The 25,577-nt window shown below is 64.7% G+C and carries 25 protein-coding genes; 9 read left to right on the top strand and 16 right to left on the bottom strand.

Translation table 11 applies throughout. The features are described 5' to 3' along the window. The first annotated feature begins 25 nt into the window (after positions 1-25). A complete protein-coding gene (locus V6B08_RS10690) occupies positions 26-1,738 on the top strand; it encodes a long-chain-fatty-acid--CoA ligase (protein ID WP_341980479.1) in 1,713 nt (570 codons plus the stop codon). 17 nt (positions 1,739-1,755) lie between these two features. Continuing rightward, a complete protein-coding gene (locus tag V6B08_RS10685; RefSeq protein ID WP_341980477.1) occupies positions 1,756-2,970 on the top strand; it encodes an alpha/beta fold hydrolase in 1,215 nt (404 codons plus the stop codon). 2 nt (positions 2,971-2,972) lie between these two features. On the opposite strand, the gene V6B08_RS10680 is transcribed toward V6B08_RS10685, so the two are convergent. Next, a complete protein-coding gene (locus V6B08_RS10680) occupies positions 2,973-3,842 on the bottom strand; it encodes an EamA family transporter (RefSeq protein WP_341980475.1) in 870 nt (289 codons plus the stop codon). Between the two features lie 182 nt (positions 3,843-4,024). Here V6B08_RS10680 and V6B08_RS10675 point away from each other — a divergent pair, with 182 nt between their 5' ends. After that, complete coding sequence (locus V6B08_RS10675) at positions 4,025-4,690, top strand: dienelactone hydrolase family protein (RefSeq protein WP_341980472.1); 666 nt, start codon at positions 4,025-4,027, stop codon at positions 4,688-4,690. Between the two features lie 155 nt (positions 4,691-4,845). Here V6B08_RS10675 and V6B08_RS10670 read toward each other — a convergent pair whose 3' ends face one another. From V6B08_RS10670 to petA, 10 genes are all read right to left on the bottom strand, one after another. Further along, positions 4,846-5,793, bottom strand: coding sequence for a hypothetical protein (locus tag V6B08_RS10670; RefSeq protein ID WP_341980470.1), 948 nt, complete (start codon positions 5,791-5,793; stop codon positions 4,846-4,848). 101 nt (positions 5,794-5,894) lie between these two features. Beyond that, positions 5,895-6,374, bottom strand: coding sequence for a type II toxin-antitoxin system YhaV family toxin (locus V6B08_RS10665; protein WP_341980468.1), 480 nt, complete (start codon positions 6,372-6,374; stop codon positions 5,895-5,897). After that, on the bottom strand, positions 6,374-6,694 hold the full coding sequence (locus V6B08_RS10660; protein WP_341980467.1) for a type II toxin-antitoxin system PrlF family antitoxin: 321 nt from the start codon (positions 6,692-6,694) through the stop codon (positions 6,374-6,376). The genes V6B08_RS10665 and V6B08_RS10660 overlap by 1 nt, the downstream gene beginning before the upstream one ends. 350 nt (positions 6,695-7,044) lie before the next feature. Next, a complete protein-coding gene (locus V6B08_RS10655) occupies positions 7,045-7,455 on the bottom strand; it encodes a hypothetical protein (RefSeq protein WP_341980465.1) in 411 nt (136 codons plus the stop codon). Between the two features lie 222 nt (positions 7,456-7,677). After that, a complete protein-coding gene (locus tag V6B08_RS10650) occupies positions 7,678-8,535 on the bottom strand; it encodes a VOC family protein (protein ID WP_341980463.1) in 858 nt (285 codons plus the stop codon). After that, positions 8,535-9,065, bottom strand: coding sequence for an adenine phosphoribosyltransferase (locus tag V6B08_RS10645; protein ID WP_341980461.1), 531 nt, complete (start codon positions 9,063-9,065; stop codon positions 8,535-8,537). Before V6B08_RS10645 ends, V6B08_RS10650 begins: the two co-directional genes overlap by 1 nt. Before the next feature lie 26 nt (positions 9,066-9,091). Then, a complete protein-coding gene (locus V6B08_RS10640) occupies positions 9,092-10,162 on the bottom strand; it encodes an S-methyl-5'-thioadenosine phosphorylase (RefSeq protein ID WP_440588804.1) in 1,071 nt (356 codons plus the stop codon). 120 nt (positions 10,163-10,282) lie between these two features. Beyond that, entirely contained in the window at positions 10,283-11,083 is an 801-nt protein-coding gene (locus V6B08_RS10635; protein WP_341980459.1) for a cytochrome c1, read from the bottom strand. A 5-nt stretch (positions 11,084-11,088) separates the two neighbouring features. Beyond that, positions 11,089-12,333: a cytochrome b gene (locus V6B08_RS10630; RefSeq protein ID WP_341980456.1), complete on the bottom strand. Its 1,245-nt coding sequence runs from the start codon at positions 12,331-12,333 to the stop codon at positions 11,089-11,091. An 11-nt stretch (positions 12,334-12,344) separates the two neighbouring features. Then, positions 12,345-12,881: a ubiquinol-cytochrome c reductase iron-sulfur subunit gene (gene petA, locus V6B08_RS10625; protein ID WP_341980454.1), complete on the bottom strand. Its 537-nt coding sequence runs from the start codon at positions 12,879-12,881 to the stop codon at positions 12,345-12,347. 158 nt (positions 12,882-13,039) lie between these two features. On the opposite strand from petA, the gene V6B08_RS10620 reads away from it, so the two are divergent. Both V6B08_RS10620 and hemF read left to right on the top strand, forming a co-directional pair. Further along, complete coding sequence (locus tag V6B08_RS10620; RefSeq protein WP_341980452.1) at positions 13,040-13,504, top strand: tRNA (cytidine(34)-2'-O)-methyltransferase; 465 nt, start codon at positions 13,040-13,042, stop codon at positions 13,502-13,504. Between the two features lie 47 nt (positions 13,505-13,551). After that, positions 13,552-14,442, top strand: coding sequence for an oxygen-dependent coproporphyrinogen oxidase (hemF, locus tag V6B08_RS10615; RefSeq protein ID WP_341980450.1), 891 nt, complete (start codon positions 13,552-13,554; stop codon positions 14,440-14,442). Positions 14,443-15,323: 881 nt separating this feature from the next. Here hemF and V6B08_RS10610 read toward each other — a convergent pair. Genes V6B08_RS10610 through V6B08_RS10595 form a run of 4 tightly spaced genes read right to left on the bottom strand, consistent with a single transcriptional unit; the run spans position 15,324 to position 18,123 of the window. After that, complete coding sequence (locus V6B08_RS10610; protein WP_341980448.1) at positions 15,324-16,628, bottom strand: CCA tRNA nucleotidyltransferase; 1,305 nt, start codon at positions 16,626-16,628, stop codon at positions 15,324-15,326. Continuing rightward, positions 16,625-16,879 (bottom strand): DUF6111 family protein, encoded by a 255-nt coding sequence (locus tag V6B08_RS10605; RefSeq protein WP_341980447.1) that lies wholly within the window; start codon positions 16,877-16,879, stop codon positions 16,625-16,627. Before V6B08_RS10605 ends, V6B08_RS10610 begins: the two co-directional genes overlap by 4 nt. Positions 16,880-16,895: 16 nt before the next feature. Further along, positions 16,896-17,555 carry a CoA pyrophosphatase gene (locus V6B08_RS10600; RefSeq protein ID WP_341980445.1) on the bottom strand — a complete coding sequence of 220 codons (660 nt, stop codon included), beginning with the start codon at positions 17,553-17,555 and terminating at the stop codon, positions 16,896-16,898. A 4-nt stretch (positions 17,556-17,559) separates the two neighbouring features. Further along, positions 17,560-18,123, bottom strand: a complete 564-nt coding sequence (locus V6B08_RS10595; protein WP_341980443.1) for a DUF1285 domain-containing protein — start codon at positions 18,121-18,123, stop codon at positions 17,560-17,562. A gap of 88 nt (positions 18,124-18,211) precedes the next feature. Here V6B08_RS10595 and V6B08_RS10590 point away from each other — a divergent pair, with 88 nt between their 5' ends. Genes V6B08_RS10590 through V6B08_RS10575 form a run of 4 tightly spaced genes read left to right on the top strand, consistent with a single transcriptional unit; the run spans position 18,212 to position 25,045 of the window. Then, positions 18,212-19,210, top strand: a complete 999-nt coding sequence (locus V6B08_RS10590) for an AAA family ATPase (protein WP_341980441.1) — start codon at positions 18,212-18,214, stop codon at positions 19,208-19,210. A gap of 2 nt (positions 19,211-19,212) precedes the next feature. Further along, positions 19,213-20,172 carry a DUF58 domain-containing protein gene (locus V6B08_RS10585; RefSeq protein ID WP_341980439.1) on the top strand — a complete coding sequence of 320 codons (960 nt, stop codon included), beginning with the start codon at positions 19,213-19,215 and terminating at the stop codon, positions 20,170-20,172. After that, positions 20,172-22,940 (top strand): DUF4159 domain-containing protein, encoded by a 2,769-nt coding sequence (locus V6B08_RS10580; RefSeq protein WP_341980437.1) that lies wholly within the window; start codon positions 20,172-20,174, stop codon positions 22,938-22,940. Before V6B08_RS10585 ends, V6B08_RS10580 begins: the two co-directional genes overlap by 1 nt. Further along, positions 22,940-25,045 (top strand): hypothetical protein, encoded by a 2,106-nt coding sequence (locus tag V6B08_RS10575; RefSeq protein ID WP_341980435.1) that lies wholly within the window; start codon positions 22,940-22,942, stop codon positions 25,043-25,045. The genes V6B08_RS10580 and V6B08_RS10575 overlap by 1 nt, the downstream gene beginning before the upstream one ends. 47 nt (positions 25,046-25,092) lie before the next feature. Here V6B08_RS10575 and V6B08_RS10570 read toward each other — a convergent pair whose 3' ends face one another. Next, entirely contained in the window at positions 25,093-25,380 is a 288-nt protein-coding gene (locus V6B08_RS10570) for an addiction module antidote protein (RefSeq protein WP_341980433.1), read from the bottom strand. Between the last annotated feature and the right edge of the window lie 197 nt (positions 25,381-25,577).

Here is a 25,577-nt window from a genome sequence, read left to right as displayed (position 1 = left end):
ATTCCGAGCCGACGGGAGGGAACGCATGACCGCGCCATTTTGGGAGAAGTCGTATCCTGAGGGAGTGCAGTGGGCGCTGAGCCTGCAGCCGCGTCCGATCTGGTCGCTGCTGGACGAGGCGGTGGCCAAGTTCGCACCGAAGCCCTTCCTGGAATTCATGGGCAAGACCCTGACCTACGCCGCCGTGTCCGACCTCGTCGACCGCGCCGCCAAGGGTTTCCAGCAGCTCGGTGTCGGTCCGGGCGTGCATGTCGGCCTGTTCCTGCCCAACACGCCGCATTATGTGATCTGCTTCTTCGGCATCCTCAAGGCCGGCGGCCGGGTAGTGAACTACTCGCCGCTCGATGCCGAGCGCGAGCTGCGCTACAAGATCGAGGACAGCCAGACCGACATCATCTGCACCCTCGACCTCAACGCGCTGTATCCCAACATCGCCAAGATGCTGGGCAGCACGCGGCTGAAGAAGATCGTGGTCGGCGGCCTGCCCGATGTGCTGCCGTTCCCGAAGAATTTCCTGTTTCCCCTGGTCAAGGGCAAGGAAATCGCCGCCGTGCCGAAGGACGACCGCCATGTCCGCTTCAAGGACCTGGTGGCCAATGACGGCCGCTACACGCCGCATCCGGTGAAAGACCCGACGGATGAAGTGGCGATCCTGCAATATACCGGCGGCACCACCGGCGTGCCGAAGGGCGCCATGCTGACCCACAGCAACGTGGTCGCCACGGTGCAGATGTACCTCACCTGGGCCAATGCGCGGCCCGACCTGCTGAAGGAGGGCGAGGAGCGCGTGCTGATCGTGCTGCCGATGTTCCATATCTATGGCCTGAGCGCGGTGCTGCTGCGCTTCATCGCCATCGGTGCGGAACTGGTGCTGCATCCGCGCTTCGAGCTGAAGGCAGTGGTGGAGGATCTGCACAAGAAGAAAATCACCGTATTCCCCGGCGTGCCGACCATGTATGCCGCGATCAACAACCTGCAGAACCTGAAGGACTACGATCTGTCGTCGCTGAAATTCTGCGGCTCCGGCGGCGCGCCGCTGCCCGTCGAAGTGCAGGACAAGTTCGAGCAGACCACCGGCTGCAAGATGATCGAAGGCTGGGGCATGACCGAGACGGCGCCGGCCGGCACCCAGACGCTGATGGATGGCGAGCGCCGCAAGGGTTCCTGCGGCCTGCCGCTGCCCGGCCTGATCATGGAGATCGTCGATGTCGAGGACCCGCTGAAGGTGCTAGGCGTCAACGAACGCGGCGAGATCTGCATCCGCGGCCCGAATGTGATGAAGGGCTACTGGAACAAGCCGGAGGCGACCGAAGAAGCCTTTGCCGGCGGCCGCTTCCATACCGGCGATGTCGGCTACATGGACGAGGATGGCTTCATCTTCATCGTCGACCGCAAGAAGGACATGATCCTCTCGGGCGGCTTCAACGTCTATCCGCGCAATATCGAGGAAGCCATCTACGAGCATCCCAGTGTCGAGGAATGCACCGTGGTCGGCGTGCCGGACGAGTATCGCGGCCAGTCGGCCAAGGCCTTCATCAAGTTGAAGCCGGGTGCCTCAGCGATCAGCTTCGATGAACTGAAAGACTTCCTCAAGGACAAGCTCGGCAAGCATGAAATGCCGGCCGCCATGGAAATCCGCGAGGCGCTGCCCAAGACGCTGATCGGCAAGCTCTCGAAGAAGGAGCTGGTCGAAGAGGAGAAGAAGAAATACGAAGCGCGACAGTCAGCCAAGACCTGAACCCGGTTCAGGCTACGATGCGCAGCGGCGGCAGGCTGGCGCTTGCCGCCGCCTGCTTTTGTGCGCTGCTGTTCTCCGGCCCGGCGCCGGCCTGGAGCCGCGAGCCGGTGGACCAGCGCGATCCGCGCCACCTGCAATCCGGGCCGCTCGACCCGGCGCTCTACGATCTGAAGCCGGCGCAATACCTGCCCGGCCTGCCGCCGATCCCGCCGCGCGGCCCGGCCCAAGCCAAGGGCCTGATCATCTGGAATCATGGCCGCGATGTCGCGGTTGAAGCCATGGCGCTGGCGCCGCCGGTAATCTGGGAACTGGCGCGCCAGGGCTGGGATGTGCAGACCCTGCAGCGCCATGGCACCCATGACGTGCTGGCGGTGGCGTTGCGCATTGTCGGCGCCGGGCTGGATGCCGGCCGCGCCCAGGGCTATCGCCGTATCGTGCTGGCCGGGCAATCGGTCGGGGCCTGGATCGCACTCGGCGAAACCGCGCGACGCGACGCTGCGGCTGTACGTCCCGATGCCGTGCTGGCGCTGGCGCCGGCGGCTTTCGGCACGCCGGCCAGCCCGATGAACTGGCGCCAGAATGACAGCCGCCTGCGGCCAATCTGGGAGTATTTCGCCGGCCGCCAGACCGCCTTGTTCACCGCCTTCTTCGCCGAGGACCCCTATTTCGAGCAGAGCGAACCGGGCGTGCGCGGCCCCTTTGCCAAGCAGCGCCTGGGCGAACTCGGCCTGCCCGCCCTGGTGCTGGACCGCCCTGCGCCCGCCGTGCTGCATGGCCACGCCGCCGGCATGACCTTGCCTTTCGCGCGCCGCTTCGCGCCCTGCCTGGTGGTGATGCTGGACCAGGGCAGGCCGCCGCCCTGCGAGGATGGCGACCGCAATGCCATCGCCACCTTCGGCCTCACAACCCCCGCTGCCTTGCCCTCAAGCCCAAGCGATGCCTTTGCCGGGCTGTGGCAGGGCACCAGCGCCAATGGCCGCTACATGCTGCTGGAGCTGCGCCCGCTGGGGGCGGGTCAGCAGCGCGAGGCGCTCTATGGCCTTGGCCGCAGCATCAACAACGAGGCGGCCTCGAGCCAGCCGGTGCCGCTGGTGAGCGAAGGCCGGCGCCAGCGCTGGAGCCAGGGCAACCTGAGCCTCGACCTCAGCCTGGAAGCCGATGGAAGGCTGAAATTCCGCCGCACCGAAACTGGCCAACCGCCACAGGATAGCTGGCTGCGCAAGCTGAATTAGCGTCAGCCGCGCCAGTTCATCAACACGAGGCCGGCGCCGACCGCTGCCGCCGCGATGATGCGGCGCGGCCCGAAGCCCTCGCCCAGCAGCACGGCGCCGATCACGGCGGCGAAGATCACGCTGGTCTCGCGCAAACTCGCCACATGCGCCGCGCCGCCCTTGGTGAAGGCCCACATGGCGATGCCATAGCCGAGCGTGGCGATGGCGCCGCCGGCCAGACCGCGCTTCCAGCCGCGTTTCGCCGCCGAGAGGAATTCGGTGCCGCGCGTGGCGAAGGCGAACAGCGCCACCCACGGCCCTTCGACGATATTGAGCCAGGCGATATAGGCCATCGGATCGCCGGCGGCGCGCACGCCACGGCCATCGAACACCAGATAGCCGGCGATGGTGCAGCCGGTGAGCACGGCATAAAGCAGCGAATGGCGGCGCTGCTCCGGCGTGCCACGATACGGCCCGAAGGCCAGGCTGGCGATGCCGAGCGAAATCACCAGGGCGCCGAGCATCTCGCGCGATGAGAGCGTTTCGCCGAACACGAAGCCGGAGAGCAAGGCCACCGCCAGCGGCCCCATGCCGCGGGCGATGGGATAGACTTGGCTCAGGTCGCCATGGCGATAGGCCTTGAGCAGGCAGGTATAATAGGCGCAATGGATCAGCGCCGAGCAGGCAAGCCAGCCCCAGGCTTCGCGCCCCATGCCGGCGCCGAACGGATCGTTGGTGAAGGGCAGCAGCACCAGCCCCATGCCGACACCGGCCAGCATCACCAGGGCCATGCTGGTCTGGCGGTCGGTATCGGATTTCACCACCGCGTTCCAGGTGGCGTGCATCAGGGCGGCGAGCAGCACCAGGGCCGCGACGAAGGGATCCAAAGCCATTTTTTTGGGAACTGTTCTGATTGGGAAACCGACCGACCGGCGGCGCTGCATCAGGGGGCCGGCGGCGGCGTTAACGATTGTTGCGAGACGATGACGATCATGCCACGGTAACGGAAATACGTCATTACGGATCATCAGGCCGATAGGTCTAGTTTGGCATAGGTCTCGCTGGAGGATTGATTATGGGTGCTTTCACCACGCTTACCGCCGAGGACGGCCACCGCTTCGCCGCCTATTTCGCCGAACCGAAAGGCACCCCCAAAGGCGGCCTGGTGGTGGTGCAGGAGATTTTCGGCGTCAACAGCCATATCCGCGCCGTGGCCGATGGCTATGCCGCCGATGGCTATTACTGCGTCGCCCCGGCGCTGTTCGACCGCACCGACCGCGAGATCGAACTCGGCTATACGGCGGATGACGTGGCGCGTGGCCGCGAGCTGCGCGGCAAACTGAGCTGGGCCGAGGTGCTGAAGGACACCAACACCGCGATTGCCGCCGTTGCCTCGGCCGGCCGCGTCGGCACGGTCGGCTATTGCTTCGGCGGCAGCGTCACCTGGCTCGCCGCCTGCGCCGCCAATGGGCTGGCGGCGGCAAGCTGCTATTACGGCGGCAACTGGGCCGAACTGGCCGAGCGCGCGCCTGCCTGCCCTGCCCTGCTGCATTTCGGCGCCAAGGACAAGATGATCCCGACCAGCATCGCCGACAGCATGAAGGCGCGGCATCCCAGCATCACCACGCATATCTACGATGCCGACCACGGCTTCAACTGCGACCAGCGCGGCACCTACGATGCCTTCTCGGCAGCATTGGCGCGGCGCCGCACGCTGGCACTGTTCGAGGCGGTGCTGTAGTTCTTCGTTACCATCGTCATGCCCGGGCCCTTCGGGCCTTTGCGCCCACGAGCGTCCACAGGACACTCGCGTGCTTAAAGTGAGCCGGGCATCTCATGCAAGCCTGCGATAGACTCCCGGGTCAAGCCCGGGAGTGACGACGGAGGGGGGGCCTCTCATGTGTCCGTATCATCGGGTTCAACATCGCACGGCGGCGGCTCTGGGCTGCGCGGGTTTGGCGTGATGCTCCAGCCCTCGGCCATCTCCTTGCCCCAGTATTCCGGCATGATCGGCACCCGCGTGCCATAGTAATAGAGATACTCGCAGCCCTCCGGCACCAGCGGATAGGTCTTGGGCGGCGGCGGCCAGACCGGCGGCGGTTTGCGCATGGCTTCGCCCTGTCCCGCGTCGGCATCTCCGGGCTTCCCACTCGCTTCGGAAAGCTTCGCTGTGCTTCCCGGACATTCCGGCGTTTTTGTCACAGGCGCAGCCGCTGATGCTGCCGGGACGCGCGCGGGTGCCATGGCCTCGCGCAATTCGCGCCGCGCCGCCGCCGCCTCGCGGATGATCTGGTTGGCGCGCAGGCCGGCCCTGATCGATTCCTTTTCGCCGCTGAGCAGGGTCACCTTGCGGCTGCCCGGCGCCCGCGCCCGCCGCGCCGCTGCCGCCAGTTGAGTGCCCGTAACCTCGGGCTGGGCCGCCGCCATACGCTCGATGGTTTCAGGCGCGTGATCCTGGCGGGCGTAAAGTGCCTCGGCAAAATCCCGCTGCAATTCCTGCAGCCGCAGGCCATGCAGCAGGCGATTGCGCTCTGCTTCCTTCTCCACCATGGCACGGAAGGTGGCGCTGGCCTGCAGATGGCGCCACACCCGCGCCTCGTCGCAACCCAGGGCCTCGGCGACTTCGGCAGCCGGCGTGCCGACCGCCAGCAGCTTGGCGGCCTGGGGCCAGTCATAGCGGCGCGGCGAAGCCCGGCCGGAAATCCGCACCGGCTCGCGCTGCCAGGGCGATGATGATTGGGCTGGCGATGGCTTAGGGGGCTGGGCGGCTTCGGCGCCGGATGGATCGGGGATCGGCTGATCTGCGACAGGCGGATCAGAAACAGGCGGATTGAGGTCAGTCATGACGGCCTCCGTTTTCAGGATCGGCCATCCTACCACAGTTTCAGAACATTAGAAGAACATATGAATTCCTAGGAATTCAGGCCGCACATGATCTCCAGTGCTCAATCTGGTGCCGCCGCCGCAAAACGCTTTTCCGCCGCGCGGCATTCCGGCAACAGCTTCGCCCAATCCTCCGGGGGATTGCCGCCATCAAGCATGCGGGCAAACACCGCATAGGCATCCGTGCGTGAGCCATAAGTGCGCAACGTGGTCTCGTCATTGACCCAAGCATAGAGAATGGTTTTCGACGCGCTGTCGAAACGGAAGAACAGACGGAAACGGCCATTGCCGAACTTGGCGCGGAACCAGTGCTGGCGTCCCGCCCCGAGCGTAACGCCCTGGCGGAAATGCGGACTCAGCGGATCGGCGGGAATATCGCGGAAGATCAGGCGATGGATCATCGCCAGCAGCTTGGCATTGGTGGAATCGCGCGCCTTTGTTGGGTTTTTCGCGCGTTCCTTGGCAACGGCGGCAGACAGTTTCTCAAGTTGATCGAGAAACAGCGGATGGGCAAACAGCGCCCAGCCGTTGGCCGAGAGCATCAGAGCGCGACCTCGCCCTCGATATCCTGATCGGGATCGTCATCGACACCGGCCACCAGTTCATCCAGCCGGGCTTTCAAGGCCGGTGTCAGCGCCTGCACGGCTTCGGGATGCGCGGCCACATCGCGCGCCAGGAAATCCAGGAAGGCCAGCATGGCGGGATCGGGCTTCTCCTCGGCGCGCGACAGCACCACGGCGTCGCCCTCGACACGGAAACGCACCTTGTCGCCGGCATTGAGCTGCAACGCCTGACGCACCGCCTTGGGCAGAGTCGTCTGCCCCTTGGTGGTGACAGTGGAGAATTCTTCGAGATTGGCCATGGCTGGAATTATAGGGCGCCCTCAGAATGAGGCAAGGAAAATTCCTTACTTTACCCTAGCCGCATCAGAGAGCTACGTCAGCCGGCGTGCCGATAGCCAGCGGCGTGGTCACTATTAAAGCGAAAAACCCAATAATTAATAGAGCTTAACTATCGTTTTCTGCCGCTGAGCGGGGTGTAGTCGGGTGTATTTCACTTGTATATCGCCCCGCCACGTCCTAATATTCAGGACATGCCTGATAGGTGGGAACGGCTACCCCACGCACCTAGTGGCAACGCTAGGTAACTAACCGCTTCGGCGGCCAAGAGATCCGAGTTTGCATCCGGATCAGGCAAATCTAAAGGCTCGGCTCACGCCGGGCCTTTTTGATTTATGGGCTTTATGCGGCCTTGCTGCCGGCGGTGCTCTAATTTGGCCTGAGATATCAAATAGGCGGTACGCACCGAATAATCGCCATTTGCGTCCCGCTCCATGCTGATAGCTAAAAGCATCGCGCGAGGCCCAATCCTCGGAATCCGATAGATCAACTCAAAATTGGCCTCATGCTGCGGCCCCTGCCCGACATAGTGCGGATATTTTATCGCATTTCCTAAAGAGGCCACGCAAAGGGGGTAGTCCTCTGGGTGGTCCGTTGCCATATGCCGGTGCGCCTGTGCGCTTAAGCGTGCATTGCCAGGTGCCAGCACCACACCAAGAGCCAGATTTATTAAGTCCACAGGCAATGGACCGAGTGGGATCGCATCGAATTTCGGTCGTGTCACCCTATGAATCCATTAAATTACAGGCGCCAGAATATATGCCGCCCTAACCTTCGCCCGGTTCGAGGCAATGCTTCAACTATCACGTCATGCCCCAGCCCTTCGGGCCGTTGCGCCCACGAATGTCCACAGGACATTCGTGGGCTTAAAGTGACCCGGGCACCTCGTCGGGTTTGCGAAAGACTCCCGGGTCAAGCCCGGGAGTGACGCGAGACGGTAAGGCGCCTAAACCCGGCTGCTGAATTCCAGGAACACCCCATGCGCCGCTTCCGAAGGCACCAGCACGGTGCCGTCGATGGCGCGGACATGGTCGGCGCCGGTGGCCTTGAAATAAGCCGCTGCGGCTTCCGGGTTATGCACGCGGAGCCGCATGCCGGCGACATAGGGCGTCGGGCGATTTTCGTCGTGATCGAGATCGGGGAACAGCGTAGCGAGATCGGTGGGCGTTACGAACAGCACATGTTCGTTGCCGATGCGGGCGGCGATCATGCGGTCGGTGCGCACCGCCGAGCCGGCGCCGAACAGCTTTTCGTAAGCCTCTTCAACGCTGAGCGGATCGTCGCAGACCACGACGCAGCCAGCGAGATGGGTGGCGCCATTGGGATGCAGCAGCCAGGAAGGCTGGCGCAGCAATTCCGGCGTCAGATGCTGGCAAATGAACATGGAAACCGGCGGCGTGGCTTCCGGCGGCAGATGCACCAGCGCGAAGGCCGGCAGCACGGTGCCTTCCGGCAACTGCAATTCGCGCTTCAGGCTCTGCACCGGCGTCGGGTTCAGGCCGCTTAAGCTCAGCGCGGCGCGGCTTTTCTCGGCATCATCGGAGCCGAGCACGATCTTGTGCAGCCCCTCGCCTTTCGCCGCCAATACGTCTTCGAGCCCGGCGGTGAAGCCGCCCGGTTCGGCGATGCCGAGCAATTCGATGTAATTGCCCTGGAACATGATGCAGTAATTGCCCGTCGCCCAGCCGATATGGCGGCCACGCGGCGTCAGCGTGAAGCCGAGGCGGGCATAGGTTGCCCGCGCCGCCTCCAGATCGCTGGCGGCAACGACGGTATGGTCGATGCCGATGAGGTTATGCGCCATCAGTGGCCGTCGAATTCCGTCAGCGCCAGCACCTTGATGCCCAGCGCCTCAAGCCGCTTGCGGCCGCCGAGTTCGGGCAGATCGACGATGAAGGAACCGCCGATCACGTTGCCCTTGTAATGCCGGATCAGCTTGATCGCCGCTTCCGCGGTGCCGCCGGTGGCGATCAGATCGTCGACCAGCAGGATATTCTCGCCCTCATTGATGGCATCGACATGAATTTCCATCGAATCGGTGCCGTATTCGAGCTGGTATTCCTGCGCCAGGGTCTTGTGCGGCAGCTTGCCGCGCTTGCGCACCGGCACGAAGCCGATGGAAAGCTGATGCGCGATGGCGCCGCCCAGGATGAAGCCGCGCGCCTCGATGCCCACCACCTTGTCGATGCGGGTGCCGGCGAAGGGCTGCACCATTTCGTCGATGGTCTTGCGGAAGCCGCGCGCATCCTGCAGCAGCGTGGTGATGTCGCGGAACATGATCCCCGGCTTCGGATAATCGGGGATGGTGCGGATCTTTTCCTTGATGCCCTGCATGGGAGACTTGGTCCTTATTCCAGAAATCAGGCGTTGAGCAGACGGCCGGCGACAGCGTCGAGCTTCTTCAGCACCGCCGGGTCGCGCTTTTCCGGCGCGGTGATCAGGGCATTGTCGAGCGCGCGGTCGCAGCCCTGGTGGCAATGCTCCGGGCGGTCCTTGAGGTACTTCACCGCATGCGCCACCAGCGACTGGCCCTTGGAGGCGTTATCCAGCAGCACGCGAATCACCGAGGCGACATCGACATGGTCGTGGTCCGGATGCCAGCAATCGAAATCCGTGACCATGGCGACGCTGGCGTAGCAAAGCTCGGCCTCGCGGGCGAGCTTGGCTTCCGGCGCGTTGGTCATGCCGATCACGTCGCAGCCCCAGCTCTTGTAGAGGAAGCTCTCGGCCTGGGTGGAGAATTGCGGGCCTTCCATGCAGAGATAGGTGCCGCCGCGCTGGGCATTGATGCCGGCGTCCTTCGCTGCCTGTTCCAGCGCATCGCCGAGGCGATGGCAGACCGGATGGGCCGCCGAGACATGCGCCACCATGCCGGTGGAGAAGAAGCTCTTCTGGCGCATGAAGGTGCGGTCGATGAACTGATCGACGATGACGAAGCTGCCCGGCGGCAGATGCTCCTTGAACGAGCCGCAGGCCGAAACCGAGATGACATCGTGGCAGCCGACGCGCTTCAGCGCATCGATATTGGCGCGGTAATTCACTTCGGACGGCGAGTGGCGATGGCCACGGCCATGCCGGGGCAGGAATACCAGTTCGGCGCCTTCGAGCTTGCCGAACAGCAATTCATCGGAAGGATCGCCCCAGGGCGTCGAAACCTTGCGCCACTGGGTGTTGGTGAGGCCGGCCATGCCATAGAGGCCGCTGCCGCCAAGCACGCCGATGCGCACCGGATCGCCGGACTTGGCGATATGCGGCTTGGTCCAGGAAAGCTTCGCAGCCGCTTTCTTGACGGGCGCCTTCTTGGCCGCTTTCTTGGCGGGGGCTTTCTTCACCGCAGCCTTCTTCACGGCAGCTTTGCTGGCCGGCTTGGCGGCGGATTTCTTCGCCGTCTTCTTGGCTGGCTTCTTAGCCGTCTTCTTAGCTTTCGCCATAGGGTGATCGCTCCCGGAATCAGAGGGGTAAAGTCGGGGCCGACTTAAGCAAAGGCGGCCCCCCGGCGCAATAAAAAAGGCCGCCCCGAAGGCGGCCTTTTCTCAAGCTGTGGATGAAGCTTACTTGACGCTGGCCCAGACGCGCTTCTTGGCGGCGATGAACAGGCCGGTGAGGATCACCAGGAAGATCATCACCTTGAAGCCCAGCCGCTTGCGGTCCTCGAGCTTCGGCTCGGCGGCCCACATCAGGAAGGCGGAAACGTCATGCGCCATCTGCTCCACGGTGGCCTTGGTGCCATCGGCAAAGGTCACCTGGTCCGGGTTCAGCGGATTCGGCATGGCGATCTGCTGGCCGGGGAAATACTTGTTGAAGTGCAGGCCTTCGCCAAGCTGGAAGCCGGCCGGCGGTTCGGCATAGCCGGTCAGCAGGGCGCGGATGTAATCCGGACCACCGGTTTCGCCATGGCCGCGCGACTTGGCAACCAGCGAAAGATCCACCGGATAGGCACCGCCATTGGCGGCGCGGGCCGCCTTCTCGTTCGGGAACGGCGACGGGAACTTGTCCTGCGGCAGGCCCGGACGCTGGAACATCTCGCCCGAGTCGTTCGGGCCATCGGTGACCTGGAACGTGGCCGCCAGCGCCTTGACCTCGGCCGCCGTGAAGCCCGGGCTGCCAGGATCGGCGAGGTTGCGGAAGGCCACGAACTTCATGGCGTGGCAGGCGGCGCAGACTTCCTTGTAGACCTGATAGCCACGCTGCAGCTCGGCCCGGTCGTAGGTGCCGAACGGACCGCCGAAGGTCCAGTTCTGCTTCGGCGGCGGCAGCTCTTCACCACCAGCCGCGAGGGCCGGAAGGGCAGTCAGGCCCGAAGCCATCGTCAGCGCCAGGGCGGCGAGCAGGGTCTTGATGCTGGTCTTCATTGGCTTTACTCCCCCGCCGCGGCGCTGGCCGGCTTGAGCACCGGTTCGGCAATCGAGGCCGGCAGCTTGTTCGGCTTTTCAAACCAGCCGACCAGCGGCATCACCACCAGGAAGTGGATGAAATAGTATGCCGTGCAGATACGCGCGATGATCAGGTACATGCCTTCCGCCGGCTTGCCGCCAGCCCAGGTCAGGCCGACGCAGACCAGCAGGAAAATCCAGCTGAACTGCTTGTAGATCGGGCGGAACTTGGCCGAGCGCACCTTGGAGGTATCGAGCCAGGGCAGCAGGAACAGGATGGCGATGGCGCCGAACATCAGCAGCACGCCGCCGAGCTTGTCGGGCACCGAGCGCAGGATGGCGTAGAACGGCAGGAAGTACCATTCCGGCACGATATGCGCCGGCGTCACCAGCGGGTTGGCCGGAATGTAGTTGTCCGGATGGCCCAGCATGTTCGGCTGATAGAACACGAAGAAGGAGAAGACGAGCAGGAACACGCCGACGCCGACCGCATCCTTCACCGTATAATACGGGTGGAACGGGATGGTGTCCTGCGGGCCCTTCACGTCGATGCCCAGCGGGTTGTTCGAACCATGCTGGTGCAGCGCCAGGATATGCAGCAGCACCACGCCGACAATGACGAACGGCAGCAGGTAATGCAGCGAGAAGAAGCGGTTCAGCGTCGGGTTGTCGACGGCGAAGCCGCCCCACAGCCAGGTGACGATCGGCTCGCCCACACCCGGCAGCGCCGAGAACAGGTTGGTGATCACGGTGGCGCCCCAGAAGGACATCTGGCCCCAGGGCAGCACATAGCCCATGAACGCCGTGGCCATCATCAGCAGCAGGATGATGACGCCGAGGAACCACAGGATTTCACGCGGGCTCTTGTAGGAACCGAAATACAGGCCGCGGAAGATATGGATATAGACCACGATGAAGAACATCGACGCGCCGTTGGCGTGGATGTAGCGCAGCAGCCAGCCGTAATTCACGTCGCGCATGATGTGCTCGACCGAGTCGAACGCCATCGAGGTATGCGGCGTGTAATGCATCACCAGCACGATGCCGGTGATGATCTGCACCACCAGGCAGAGGCCGGCGAGCGAGCCGAAATTCCACCAGTAGTTCAGATTCTTCGGCGTCGGGTACTTGGTGCCGACCATGTGGTCGATGGTGGAGAAGACCGGCAGGCGGTATTCAATCCACTTGACGACGGGGTTGGCGAAAAAGCCGGTTTCGTTCGTGGCCATCTTTTTGCTCCTCAGCCGATGCGGATGCGGCTGTCAGAGAGGAAGGTGTATTCCGGGATCGGCAGGTTCGCCGGCGCCGGACCTTTGCGGATGCGGCCCGAGGTGTCGTAGTGCGAACCATGGCAGGGGCAGAACCAGCCGCCGTATTCACCCTTCTGGCCGAGCGGCACGCAACCCAGGTGGGTGCAGACGCCCATCATCACCAGCCATTGCGGCTTCTTGGCGCGATCGGCGTCCTTGGCCGGATCCGGCAGGGCGGCGGTGTCGTCCTTCTTCGCCTGCTCGATCTCGGCTTCGGTGCGGTGGCGCACGAAGACCGGCTTGCCGCGCCACAGCACGGTGACGCTCTGGCCGGCGGCGATCTGGCTCAGGTCCAGCTCGGTGCTGGACAGTGCCAGCACGTCGGCCGAGGGGTTCATCTGGTGGATGAACGGCCAGGCCGCGGCGGCGGCACCAACCGCAGCAAAGGACGAAGCCGCCACGACGATAAAGTCACGACGGGTCGGCTCGGCATTGCCAGCCTGGGAATGGGGCGCAGTCCCTGCCATTGTTCCCTCGGGATAAGTAACGGAAAACGAGCCCGTTATTTCTCATTATCCATCGCTCATGTCCAGTAGTCCGCCGCCCGTGTGCGACAGGTTGCCGCAGGGGCTGGAAGTGCGGAAAACCGCTTGATTACGAAAGCTTAGGCTGCCATTCCGGGGCCATGCGTCTGGCCCTGTTCGAACCCGATATCCCGCCCAATCTGGGCACAATGCTCAGGCTTGGCGCCTGCCTTGGCGTGCCGGTGCATGTCATCGAGCCCTGCGGCTTCCCCTTCTCGGTCGCTGCCGTGCGCCGTTCCGCGATGGATTACCTCGACCAGGCGGAAATCCTCCGCCATGATTCGTGGCAGCATTTCCTGGTCGAGAAACCGCCCGGCCGGCTGCTGCTGCTGACCACCAAGGCGCCGGTGCCCTACACCCAGTTCAGCTTTCAACCTGACGACATCATCCTGATGGGGCGCGAGAGCAAGGGCGCACCGGACTATGTGCATGAAGCCGCCGATGCCCGGCTGATCATTCCGTTGCGCCCCGGATTGCGCTCGATCAATGTGGCGACGGCGGCAGCCATGGTACTCGGTGAAGCATTGCGGCAGACCGGCGGCTTCCCCTCGGCGCCGCAGGCCTGACAGATCACCGAAGCTGACCGGCCGCCCCAAACGGAGACATATATATAATGAGCAGCGTGACCATGGCGGATGCCCCTGTATTGAATAAGACCGAACTCGAGGAGCGCAAGGCCAAGGCCGCCGCATGGTTCGTCAACCTCCGCGATCTTATCTGCGCCGCCTTCGAGAAACTGGAAGATGATCTGCAGGGCACGCCGCATGCGTCGCTGCCTGCCGGCCGCTTCGAGCGCAAGGCCTGGGACCGTCCGGGTGGCGGCGGCGGCGTGATGAGCGTGATGCGCGGCCGGGTCTTCGAGAAGGTCGGCGTCAACGTCTCCACCGTACACGGCGAATTCAGCGAGGAATTCCGCAAACAGATTCCCGGTGCGGCGGAAGATGGCCAGTTCTGGGCCAGCGGCATCTCGCTGGTGGCGCATATGCGCTCGCCCAAGGTGCCCGCGGTGCATATGAATACGCGTTTTATCGCCACCAGCCGCGCCTGGTTCGGCGGCGGCGCCGATCTGACGCCGATGCGGCCGAACGAGGAAGACGCCGCCGACTTCCATGCCGCGATGCGCAGCGCCTGCGATCCGTTCAACCCGGATTACTATCCGCGCTTCAAGAAATGGTGCGACGAGTACTTCTTCCTACCGCACCGCAACGAGCCGCGCGGTGCCGGCGGCATCTTCTACGACAACCTCTCCAGCGGTGATTGGAATCAGGATTTCGCCTTCACCAAAGCGGTCGGCGAATCGTTCCTCGCCGCCTACCCAAAAATCGTCCAAAAACGCATGCACGAGACCTGGAGCGACGCTGATCGCGAACATCAGCTCGTCCGCCGCGGCCGCTATGTCGAGTTCAATCTGATCTATGATCGCGGCACAACATTCGGTCTGAAGACCGGCGGCAACACCGAAGCGATCCTGATGTCGATGCCGCCAGAAGTGAAATGGCCATAGCTGAAAAAGCCGCATTTCATGCGGCTTTTTTATATGTCGGAAATTTTGCAGCGACAGAATTTGTGTGCTGCAAACAGCATCGATGAGAAGAAAACAGGACGATGCATTCCGTTCTCGTTCGGCTTCTTTTCGGCGCCTATGGCAAAAAAATCACGCTGTCAAAAAAATTCTGCGCCGACGCAAGATTTAGTGGTTAACAGGCAATCTCTATGCTACAGAAATGATGTTCGAGAAACATTTCTCGAAACTTCGTGCGGTTCAGGTGAACCGCTTAATCCATGGAGGAGAACATGGCTGCTAAGAAGAAGGCTGCTAAGAAGGCCGTCAAGAAGGCCGCTAAGAAGGTCGTGAAGAAGGCCGCCAAGAAGGCCGCGAAGAAGAAGTAATTCTTCGTCTTATGATTATGGCCTCGAGCTCCACATCGACGACCGGGATTACGGCGCCGGCGTGGAGCTCGAGTTCCACCCTCCCCCGCTCAAGGGGGTAAAACTGGGTAGGAAGTAAAACATCAGACAGATTTTCACGGGCGCCAGCGGCGCCTTTTTTATTGCCCATATGGGCCCCTTCTAGTCCATTCGTATAGGGATCGATGCCGGTGGGCTAAGCCTGTGGGGATTGCCCCGTTTTTACCCCTCATCATACGAGCCAAAGCCCTTCGGGCTCGTGCGCCGACGAACGCTTTAAGCGTTCGCGCGCATACAGAGACCTGGGCATCATGCAATTTCACGTCGTCATGCCCGGGCCTGCCCTTCGGGCCTCTGCGCCCACGCCGCCTTCAGCGGCGTGCGCTTAGAGCCCGGGCATCTTTCTCCAATTCACACTGAGATGCGCGGATCAAGTCCGCGCATGACGACGGAGGGGGACGCGGCGGGTTTAGAGCGTCATACCTCAGCCGGCGGCTTTGGCTGCTCTTCTTCCGGCGGCGGTTCATCGCCGGCAAAGCGGATACGCAGCCGCATTTCCGCCAGGCAGGCCTCGCGCCCGGCAGCAAAGCCGCCATCGCGCCACCAGGCTTCCAGTTCTTTCAGGATATAGCTGACGCCCGGCCCGGCCTGCACGCCATGCTTCAGCAGATCGGCGCCGCGCAGCGGAAAGACCGGGCGGCGATAGCGCGCGGCCGCGTCGATCAGGCGCGGCAGCAGATCGAGCCGCGTCCCGTCTTCGAGCGCCATCAGGATGGCGTGGTCGCGGCAATACTCGGCGCCATGGGCATAGAACAGCGACGGCCAGGCGGCTTCATCCGTGAGGGCCGCCCAGTCGAACGGCGCCGGCGCGGTCAGCACCTCCATGCGGTGCTGCTGCGCGCGCGAGAGTTTCAGCCGCTCGATCGCCGCCACGGATTGCCCTGGGGATTGACGCGGCAGCAACGCCGCCAGCCGCAGCCAGGCATCATCGCTCAAAGCCACCAGCCGCTCGAACACAATTGGCGCGAATCGGTGGCCCGGCAACAACGCATCGAGCACGCCGCTCTGCTGCATCAGGCTCAATGCCTCCACCACACGCGGCAGGCCGAGGATCTTCACCAGTTCGTCGCGCACCCGTTCAGCCGACAGCCGCTCAAGCGCGCCGGCCTGGGCCGCTGCGCCACAGGCCGCCATTGCCTCCGCATCTGCCGCGCCGCTGGCGAAGCGGGCATGGAAGCGGAAGAAGCGCAACACGCGGAGATAGTCTTCCGCCACCCGCGACGCAGCCGTGCCGATAAAGCGCACGCGGCCCTGCTCCAGATCGGCCAGACCACCGACCGGATCGTAAAGCACGCCCTCGGCATCGGCGTAAAGCGCATTGATGGTGAAGTCGCGCCGCTCGGCATCGGCCTGCCAGTCGGTGCCGAAGGCAACCTCGGCATGGCGGCCATCGGTGGCGACATCGCGGCGCAGCGTCGTGATCTCAAACTGCGCGGGCAAAAGCAGCGCCGTGACGGTGCCATGCGCGATGCCGGTGGGAATCGCCTTGATGCCGGCTTGGCGGAGCCGCCGCAGCACCTCATCGGGCAGCAGCGGCGTGGCGATATCGATATCGGCCGGCGCTTGGCCCAGCAGGGCATCGCGCACGCAGCCGCCGACGAACAAAGCCGGCTGCGGACCCAGTACATCGAGCAGGCGCCGCACCGCTGCCGCATGCATCCAGGGCGCCTGCATCCATTGCTGGGGCTCAAGGCGCCGTGCCATGGCTGCCGGCAGACTCATCGCTTGATATCGCCGGGCACGATCTGGCCATCCTGCCAGCGCGCCGGCACATAGGAACCATCGCCATGCTCGCCCAGCACGCCATAGGCAACGAAGCTCAAGATCATCAGCACCAGGCCGGCAACCGAGAGCCAGAACCACGGCGTGGTTTCCGGCCCATCCTTGCCCGCGCGCTTCACCTGCCAGAGATACAGGCCATAGAGCAGGAAAGGCAGAATCAGCACAAAGCCATGCACCAGGACGCGGCCCATGCTTGCCCTCCCTTGGTTATACGTTACGCGCCAGCGCCTGATGCAGATTGCGCAGCATCCCGGCCGTGGCGCCCCAGATATAATAATCATGATAGGGCATCGCCCACCAATGGCGTTGCACGCCATTGAAGATGCCGGAATGGCGCTGGTGGTTGCGTTCGTCCATCAGGAAGCCGAACGGCACCTCGAAGACTTCCGCCACCTCGCCCTGCTCCGGCTTCAGCACGAAGCCCGGCGTCACCTGCGCCACCACCGGCACCACGGCAAAGCCGGTGCCGGTGACATAAGGATCCAGCGCTCCGATCACATCAACATGGCGCCGCGCCAAGCCGATTTCCTCTTCCGCCTCGCGCAGGGCGGCGGCGACCACATCGGCATCAGTGGGATCGACGCGCCCGCCGGGGAAACTGATCTGCCCGGCATGGTTGGACAGGTTTGCCTGTCTTTTGGTCAGGATGACGCGCTCGCCATCACCATAAGACACCACCGGCACCAGCACGGCGGCCGGCATCAGCGGTCCCTTGCGCAAGGGCGCCACGCCTGGATTGAGCTGGAAGTCGCCAAAGCGCGCCGCCTCCGGCCCCTGGGGCAAGCTGGCGAGCGGCGGCGGCGGCGCCAGGCTGTGGCGCAGCTTCTCAAGATAGCCGCCGGCATTCAGCGCCAGCGGAGAGGTCATGGTTTCAATCTGCATCTTGCTCAATCTGCCCCAGCGGGAAGAACCGCCCGGCACTCCAGACGCCCAATTCCGTGCCACCGGCAACAGCGCGTTCTTCCGCCAGGGCCACCAGTTCGTAATAAACCGGGCGGCTGATCAACGCCTCGAGTCGGTCGCGGACGAGGATATAGGGCGATGGTTCCCCCGTCTCGGGATCTTCGGCCACCCGCAGCGGGTGCTCGCCATCCAGTGGCACAACGTCGTCGAGATTGGTGCGGAAGGCGAGTTGCCTGCCCTCCTTGCCGCTGCCGCTTACCGCCAGTTCAACGGCCACGAAGGGGGCGTCGTCGACATGGATGCCGACCTTCTCCACCGGCGTTACCAGGACATAGGAGTCATCCGGCTCGCGGCGCAGAATTCCGCTAAAAAGTTTTACCATCGCCGGGCGGTCGATGGTGGTGCCCATATAATACCAACGGCCATCCCGGGCGATGCGCATGTCGATCACGCCGCAATGCGGCGGGTTCCAGAGATGCACCGGCGGCAGCCGGCGCGGCGCCGCCTCGTCGAGGTTGCCGAAGCGGCTCATCAACTCTTTGAGAAACGCGGGTGAAGGCTGCTGCGTTGGCATTGGTTGTGCTGGGCTTTCAAATCGGAATCCTTATATAGTATGACGCATGCAGAATTTCAGCGACACCGCCGACCAAATCCTCCCCGAAATTGATCGCCTGGGCGGACGCCTGGGCGCGGTACGCGAAGCCGTCGAACGCGTCATCTTTGGCCAGAATGATGTGGTCGAGGAAACGCTGGTGACGCTGCTGGCCGGCGGCCACGGCCTGCTGGTGGGCGTGCCCGGCCTGGCCAAGACCAAGCTGGTCGAGACCTTGGCCAAGGTGCTGGGCCTGGATGCCCGCCGCGTGCAGTTCACGCCAGACCTGATGCCGGCGGATATCGTCGGCTCGGAAGTGCTGGAAGAGAACGAGCAAGGCCGCCGCTCCTTCCGCTTCATCAAGGGGCCGGTGTTCTGCCAGTTGCTGATGGCCGACGAAATCAACCGCGCCAGCCCGCGCACCCAGTCGGCGCTGCTGCAGGCGATGCAGGAACGCCAGGTCAGCGTCGGCGGCCAGCGCCACGACCTGCCGGCGCCGTTCCATGTGCTGGCAACGCAGAATCCGCTGGAGCAGGAAGGCACCTATCCGCTGCCCGAAGCGCAGCTTGACCGCTTCCTGCTGCAGATCGACGTGAAATATCCCGACCGCGAGGCCGAGCGGCGCATGCTGTTCGCCACCACCGGCGCCGCCGAGGAAACAGTGCCGACGGTGCTGAGTGCCGCCGACCTGATCGCCGCGCAGCGCCTGGTGCGCCGCATCCCGGTTGGCGAGAGCGTGGTGGAAGCCATCCTTGGCCTGGTACGCGCCGGCCGCCCGGAAGAAAGCACCGATGCCGAGGTGAAGAACCTGGTTGCCTGGGGCCCCGGCCCGCGCGCCAGCCAGGCGCTGATGCTGGCGGTGCGTGCCCGCGCCTTGCTGCAGGGCCGCCTGGCGCCGTCCATCGAGGACGTGCTGGCGCTGGCCGGTCCGGTACTGCGTCACCGCATGGCGCTGACCTTCGCCGCACGCGCCGAGGGCGTCGGTGTCGGCGATGTCATCAATCGCCTGACTCAGCCGCTGCGGTGATCATGGCGGCAGCGGCCGTGGTTCAGCAAAAAACAGCCGCGTCGAATAACGCAGCCAATCCACGTAATACCGTGACGCGGGCGGAGCATTTCGCCGCCTTCCTGCCGCCCCTGCTGCTGGCAGCCGAACGCGTTGCCGCTACCGTCGAGCAGGGCGTGCATGGCCGCCGCCGCACCGGCGCCGGCGATGCCTTCTGGCAATTCCGCCGCTACAGCCCCGGCGACAGTATCGGCCGCATCGACTGGCGCCAGACCGCCAAGCGCATGCAGGCCTTCGTGCGCGAGAATGAATGGGAAGCCGCCGAAAGCGTGTGGCTGTGGCGCGACCCCTCGCCCTCGATGGCCTGGGCCTCGGAACAGGCGCGCGAACGCAAGGACGAGCGCGCCGACCTGCTGCTGCTGGCCTGCGCCAGCCTGCTGCTGCGCGGCGGCGAGCGCGTTGCCCTGCTTGGCGCACCGGAACGCCCGGCGAATGGCCGCAGCGTGCTGCCGCGCATGGCCGAACGGCTGGCGATCCAGCGCGGCCTGGAAGCCAGCAAACGCGCCGAGGCCAGCCTGCCGCCACTGGTGCCGCTGCCGCGCTACGGCCAGACCGTGCTGATCGGCGACTTCCTCTATCCGCTGCCCGAGATCGCGGCGCGGCTGCGCGGCCTGGCCGACCAGGGCGTGAAGGGCTGCGTGGTGCGCATTGTCGATCCGGCGGAAGAAGACTTCCCCTATCGCGGTCGCACGCGTTTTCTGGGCCTGGAAGGCGAGGGCGACATGCTGGCGCCGCGCGCCGAACAGCTTGCCGCCGAATGGCGCCCGGCCTTCGCCGCGCATCAGGAAGGCGTTGCCGAAATTTGCCGCCGGCTCGGCTGGCATCACATCAAGCACCGCACCGACAAGCCGGCTGAATCGGTGCTGATGGCGCTGTACCTGGCGCTGGAAGGCGGCGGCAGCCGCGATGGGAGGCGCCGCTAGTGCTTTCCTTAGGCGCTCTCGCTTTCGCTACACCCTGGGCACTCGCCGCCCTGGCGTCGCTGCCCGTGCTGTGGTGGCTGCTGCGCATCACGCCGCCACGGCCCAAGCTGGTGGAATTCCCGCCGCTGCGCCTGCTGCTGGCGTTGCGGCCCCGGGAAGAAACCCCGGCGCATACGCCCTGGTGGCTGCTGCTGCTGCGCCTGATCGTCGCGGCCTTGGTGATCCTGGCACTGGCCGAGCCGCTGCTGAACCCGGACCGCGCCCGCATCACCAGCGGCCCGCTGGTGCTAGTGATGGATGATGGCTGGAGCGCCGCGCCGCGCTGGCGCGACAAGATCGAACGCGGCAATGCCTTGCTGGAACGTGCCGAGCGCGAAGGCCGCGCCGCCCTGCTGATAACCACGGCGCCGCCTGCCAATGGCGAACCGATGCAGCCCGGCGCGCTGCTGCCGGCCGGCGACGTGCGGCCGCTGCTGAATGGCCTGCAGCCGAAATCCTGGCCCAGCGATCGCGCGCAGCTTGCCGAAGTGCTGACCAAGGCCAAGCTGCCGGAAAATGCCGAAGTCGTCTGGCTGGCCGATGGCCTGATGGATGATGCCGATGGCAATGGCAGCTATGCGCTGGCCGAGCGGCTGCGCTGGCTCGGCGATGTCAGCGTGCTCAATCCGCGCCGCAGCGATACCGCGTTGACGCTGCTGCCGCCGATCACCGAAGCCCAGGGCGACCGCGTTGTCTTGCGCCGCGCCGAAGCCGGCGCAGCGATCAGCTACACGTTGCGAGCGGTGAGCGACCAGGGCCGCGTGCTGTCGCGCCAGCCGATGAGCTTCGATGCCAATGCCACCGAGGCCAGCGTGCTGCTGAACCTGCCGACCGAATTGCGCAACATGCTGGCGCGGCTGGAAATCGAGGAACAGCCCGGCGTCGGCGCGGTGCAGTTGCTCGACGACCGCTGGCGCCGTCGCCCGGTGGGCCTGATTTCCGGCGCCGGCCTGGAACAGCGCCAGCCTTTGCTTGCCGACCTGTTCTATCTGGACCGCGCGCTGTCGCCGTTTGCCGAACTGCGCCAGGGCAATATCGCGCAATTGCTGGAACGCGAGATCGCGGTGATCGTGCTGGCCGATGTCGGCAATATTGTCGGCGGCGAAGCGCGCCAGCTTGGCGAATGGCTCGACAAGGGCGGCGTGCTGCTGCGCTTTGCCGGTCCGCGCATGGCCGATACCACCGACAACCTGCTGCCGGTGAAGCTGCGCCAGGGCTCACGCCAGCTGGGCGGTGCGCTGTCCTGGGCGCAGCCGCTGAAACTTGGCCCGATCCCGGATGCCAGCCCGCTGCAGGGACTGACAGTGAGCGGCGAAGTGACCGTGAGCCGTCAGGTACTGGCCGATCCGGAACCCAATCTCGGTGACAAGACCTGGCTGCGGCTGGAAGACGGCACGCCGCTGATCACCGCAGAGAAGCGCGGCAAGGGCTGGCTGATTCTGGTGCATACCACCGCCAATTCGCTGTGGACCGACCTGCCGCTGTCGGGCTTCTTCGTCGATCTGCTGCGCAAGGTGGTCGATCTTTCCCATGGCGTCGGCGGCGACGCGGCAGCCGATCAGGCGCTGGCGCCCTTGAGCGTGCTGGATGGCTTCGGCCGCGCCAACGAGCCCGGCCCCGCCGTGCAGCCTTTGAAGGCGCGTGAGACGGCGAAGCCGACGCCGCGCACGCCGCCGGGCTATTATGGCCGCTGGGATGCGCGCCAGGCCGTCAATCTCTCGGATGCGCAGAGCAAGCCGCAGCTTATAACGCGCTGGCCCTCAGACGTGCGCCTGGTGGCGCTGGATGAAGCCGGCCAGGAAACCCGCCTGATGCCGTGGCTGATGGCCTTCGCCCTGCTGCTATTCCTCGCCGACTGGCTGATCGGCCTGTGGCTGCGCGGCCTGCTGCCGAATGTACCTCGCCGCGTTGCCACTGCCGGCCTGCTGCTTGGGCTGATGCTCATGCCGAACGTTGCCGATGCGCAACAGCGCCGCCCGGGAGGACAGCCGGGGCAGCCCTCGCCGGCGGAAGATTTCGTGCTCCGCGCCGCCATGGACCTGCGGCTCGCCTATGTCATCACCGGCGATCCGACCGCCGATGGTTTAAGCCGCGCCGGCCTGCAGGGCCTGACCGATGTGCTGTACCGCCGCACCTCGATTGAGGCTTCCGAACCCATCGGCGTCAACCTGGAGCAGGATGACATCTCGCTGCTGCCCTTCCTCTATTGGCCGATGACCGCGACCCAGGCGCCGCTTTCCGATAGCGCGCTGCGCCGCCTGGATACCTTCACCAAGACCGGCGGCCTGATCCTGTTCGATACCCGCGACCAGGGCATGCCGTTTGCCGGCACAGCGGCGAGTCCCGGCACCGAGAAGCTGCGCCAGTTGCTCGGCCGGCTCGACATTCCGCCGCTGATGCCGGTGCCGGACGACCATGTGCTGACCAAGGCATTTTATCTGCTGCAGGACTTTCCCGGCCGCTATGTCGGCGGGCCGGTCTGGGTGGAACGCAATCCCGGCGGCGACAAGGATGGCGTCACCTCCATCGTCATCGGCGGCAATGACTGGGCCGCCGCCTGGGCCATCGACAACCAGGGCCGCCCGATGGCACCGACGCAGCCGAACACGCCGCGCCAGCGCGAATATGCCTTCCGCTTCGGCGTCAATCTGCTGATGTACACGCTGACTGGCAATTACAAGGCCGATCAGGTGCATATCCCGGCCCTGCTGGAAAGGCTCGGCAACTGATGGATGCCGTGTCCGCCACCACGCTGACCCTCGCGCCGCTGCTGCCGGAGCCGGTGCTGTGGCTGCTGGCGGCGCTCTCGGCCTTGCTGCTCGGCTTCGGCCTGTTCCGCCGCGCGCGTGGCTCGCTGCTGCGTGGCGGCGTGGCTTTGCTGCTGCTGATCACGCTGGCCAATCCGGTGGCACGCAAGGAAGACCGCGCGGCCTTGCCCGATATCGCCGTGGTGGTGGTGGATGAAAGCCCGAGCCAGGGCATCGCCGACCGCAAGCGCCAGACCGAACAGGCGGCGCGCGACCTGACCGAGAAGCTGAACGCGCTGCCGAACCTTGAACTGCGTGTGGTGAAGGCCGGCGCGGCGGATGCCGAGACGGCGCGGCGCGATGAAGGCACGCGGCTGTTTCAGGCGCTGAACCAGGCGCTGACCGATGTGCCGCGCCATCGCCTCGCCGGCACCTTCCTGGTCACCGATGGTCAGGTGCATGACATTCCCGAGCCGGCGGCTGCCGGCGACTATACGCGCGCGCCGCTGCATGTGCTGCTTACCGGCCAGCCCAACGAACGCGACCGCCGCCTGGTGGTGAAGAACGCGCCGACCTTCGGCATGCTGAACCAGCAGCTCAGCATGACGCTGCGGGTCGAGGACAGCGCCATCCAGCCCGGCGAGATGGCCGAACTGCGCTTCAAGCAGCAGGATGGCCCGAGCTTCACCCAGAGCGTGCCGGTGGGCCGCGACGTCAACATCCCGTTCAAGCTCGACCGCGCCGGCCGCAGCCTGATCGAACTGGACGTGCCGCCGGTGCCGGGCGAATTGACGCCGCTGAACAACCGCGCCGCCCTTTCGATCAACGGCATTCGCGACCGCCTGCGTGTGCTGCTGGTGACCGGCGAGGCCCATGCCGGCGAGCGCGTGTGGCGCAACCTGCTCAAGGCCGATCCGAATGTCGATCTGGTGCATTTCACCATTCTGCGGCCGCCGGACAAGCAGGACGGCACGCCGATCCGCGAACTCTCGCTCATCGCCTTCCCGATCCGCGAGCTGTTCGAGATCAAGCTGAATGAATTCGACCTGATCATTTTCGACCGTGATCGCCGGCGCGGCATCCTGCCGAATGCGTATTACGAGAATATCGGGCGCTATGTGGCGCGCGGTGGCGCCCTGCTGGAAGCCTCCGGCCCGGCCTATGCCACGCCTTTGTCGCTCTACCGCACGCCGCTATCCGAAGTGTTTCCGGGCCGCCCGACCGGCCAGGTGCGCAACGAGCCCTTCGTGCCGCAGCTTTCCGAGATCGGCCGCCGCCATCCGGTGACCGCCAACCTGAGCGGTTCCGGCGAAGCCGGCGGCGCACCGAACTGGAGCCGCTGGTTCCGCACCGTGATCGTCGAGCCGAAGCGCGGCGAGACATTGATGCGGACCCCTACCAACGAGCCGCTGCTGCTGCTCGACCGCTACGAGAAGGGCCGCGTGGCGCAGCTCTACTCGGATCACATCTGGCTATGGGCGCGCGGCTTCGAGGGCGGCGGGCCGCAGGCGGAATTGCTGCGCCGGCTGGCGCATTGGCTGATGAAGGAGCCTGATCTCGAGGAGGAAGCGTTGCGCGCCGAGGCGCGTGACGGTCGCATCGAGATCGAGCGCCGCAGCCTGAAGCCGAGCGAGGAACCGGTCACGGTTCTGCGCCCCGATGGCACCGAACAGCAATTGAAACTGGATGAGCGCGGCGACGGCTCGGCGGCTGGTGCGCTCGGCGCCACGCTGCCGGGTATCTGGCGCATCCGCGATGGCCAGCGCGAGGCGCTCGCCACGGTCGGCGCCGTCAACCCGCGCGAATTCGCCGATGTGCGCGCCACACCGGACAAGCTGCGCCCCATCGTGACAGCCTCCAATGGCGGGATCAGTTGGCTGCGCGAGGGCCTGCCGGATATCCGCCAGCTTGATAAAGGCCGCGGCAGCAGTACGCGGGAAGCCGCGGGCCGCGGCTGGCTCGGCCTGATCCGCCAGGAGGATTACGTCATCACCGGCCTGACCCTGACGCCGCTGGCGCCCGCCCTGCTGATGCTGGCGCTTGCCGTCTCCGGCCTGATGCTGATGTGGCGCCGCGAGAGCCGGTAAGGCGTGATGACGGCATATTGCCGTCGTCGCCGAAAAATGGCTTTGGTCTAAGCCGCAGTTTTATGGGGCGACAGCTTCAAGCCTAGCGCCCGCATCACATCCATTACTGTCGTAATTGTTGGATTGCCATCACTACTTAGCGACCGATACAGCGCCTCTCGGCTTAGTCCGGTTTCTCGGGCGATGCTCGAGATGCCGCGCGCGCGTGCAATAATGCCTAGAGCATGAGCAACGAATTGCGGGTCTCCGCTCTCGAATGCTTCTTCCAGAAATACAATCTGCGATTCCGGGTCGGAAAGATACTTGGTCGCGTCAAATGGCACTGTCTTGACCATTTTACACCTCGATTTCCTTCGCCATAAGTTTGGCTCGCTCGATATCCCGCGCCTGAGAGTCCTTGTCGCCGCCACAGAGCATGATCACCGCGACAAGTCCTTGCCGCACAAAGTACAGCCTTTATCCAGGCCCATAGGGAATACGAAGCTCTCCGATGCCATCGAAATACTTCACATCGCCAAAATTACCGATCTGG

The organism is Ferrovibrio sp. MS7, from assembly GCF_038404985.1.
Lineage (GTDB): Bacteria > Pseudomonadota > Alphaproteobacteria > Ferrovibrionales > Ferrovibrionaceae > Ferrovibrio > Ferrovibrio plantarum.
Note: the sequence above shows the minus strand (reverse complement) of the source record. Positions and strands in the feature narration are given on the sequence as shown.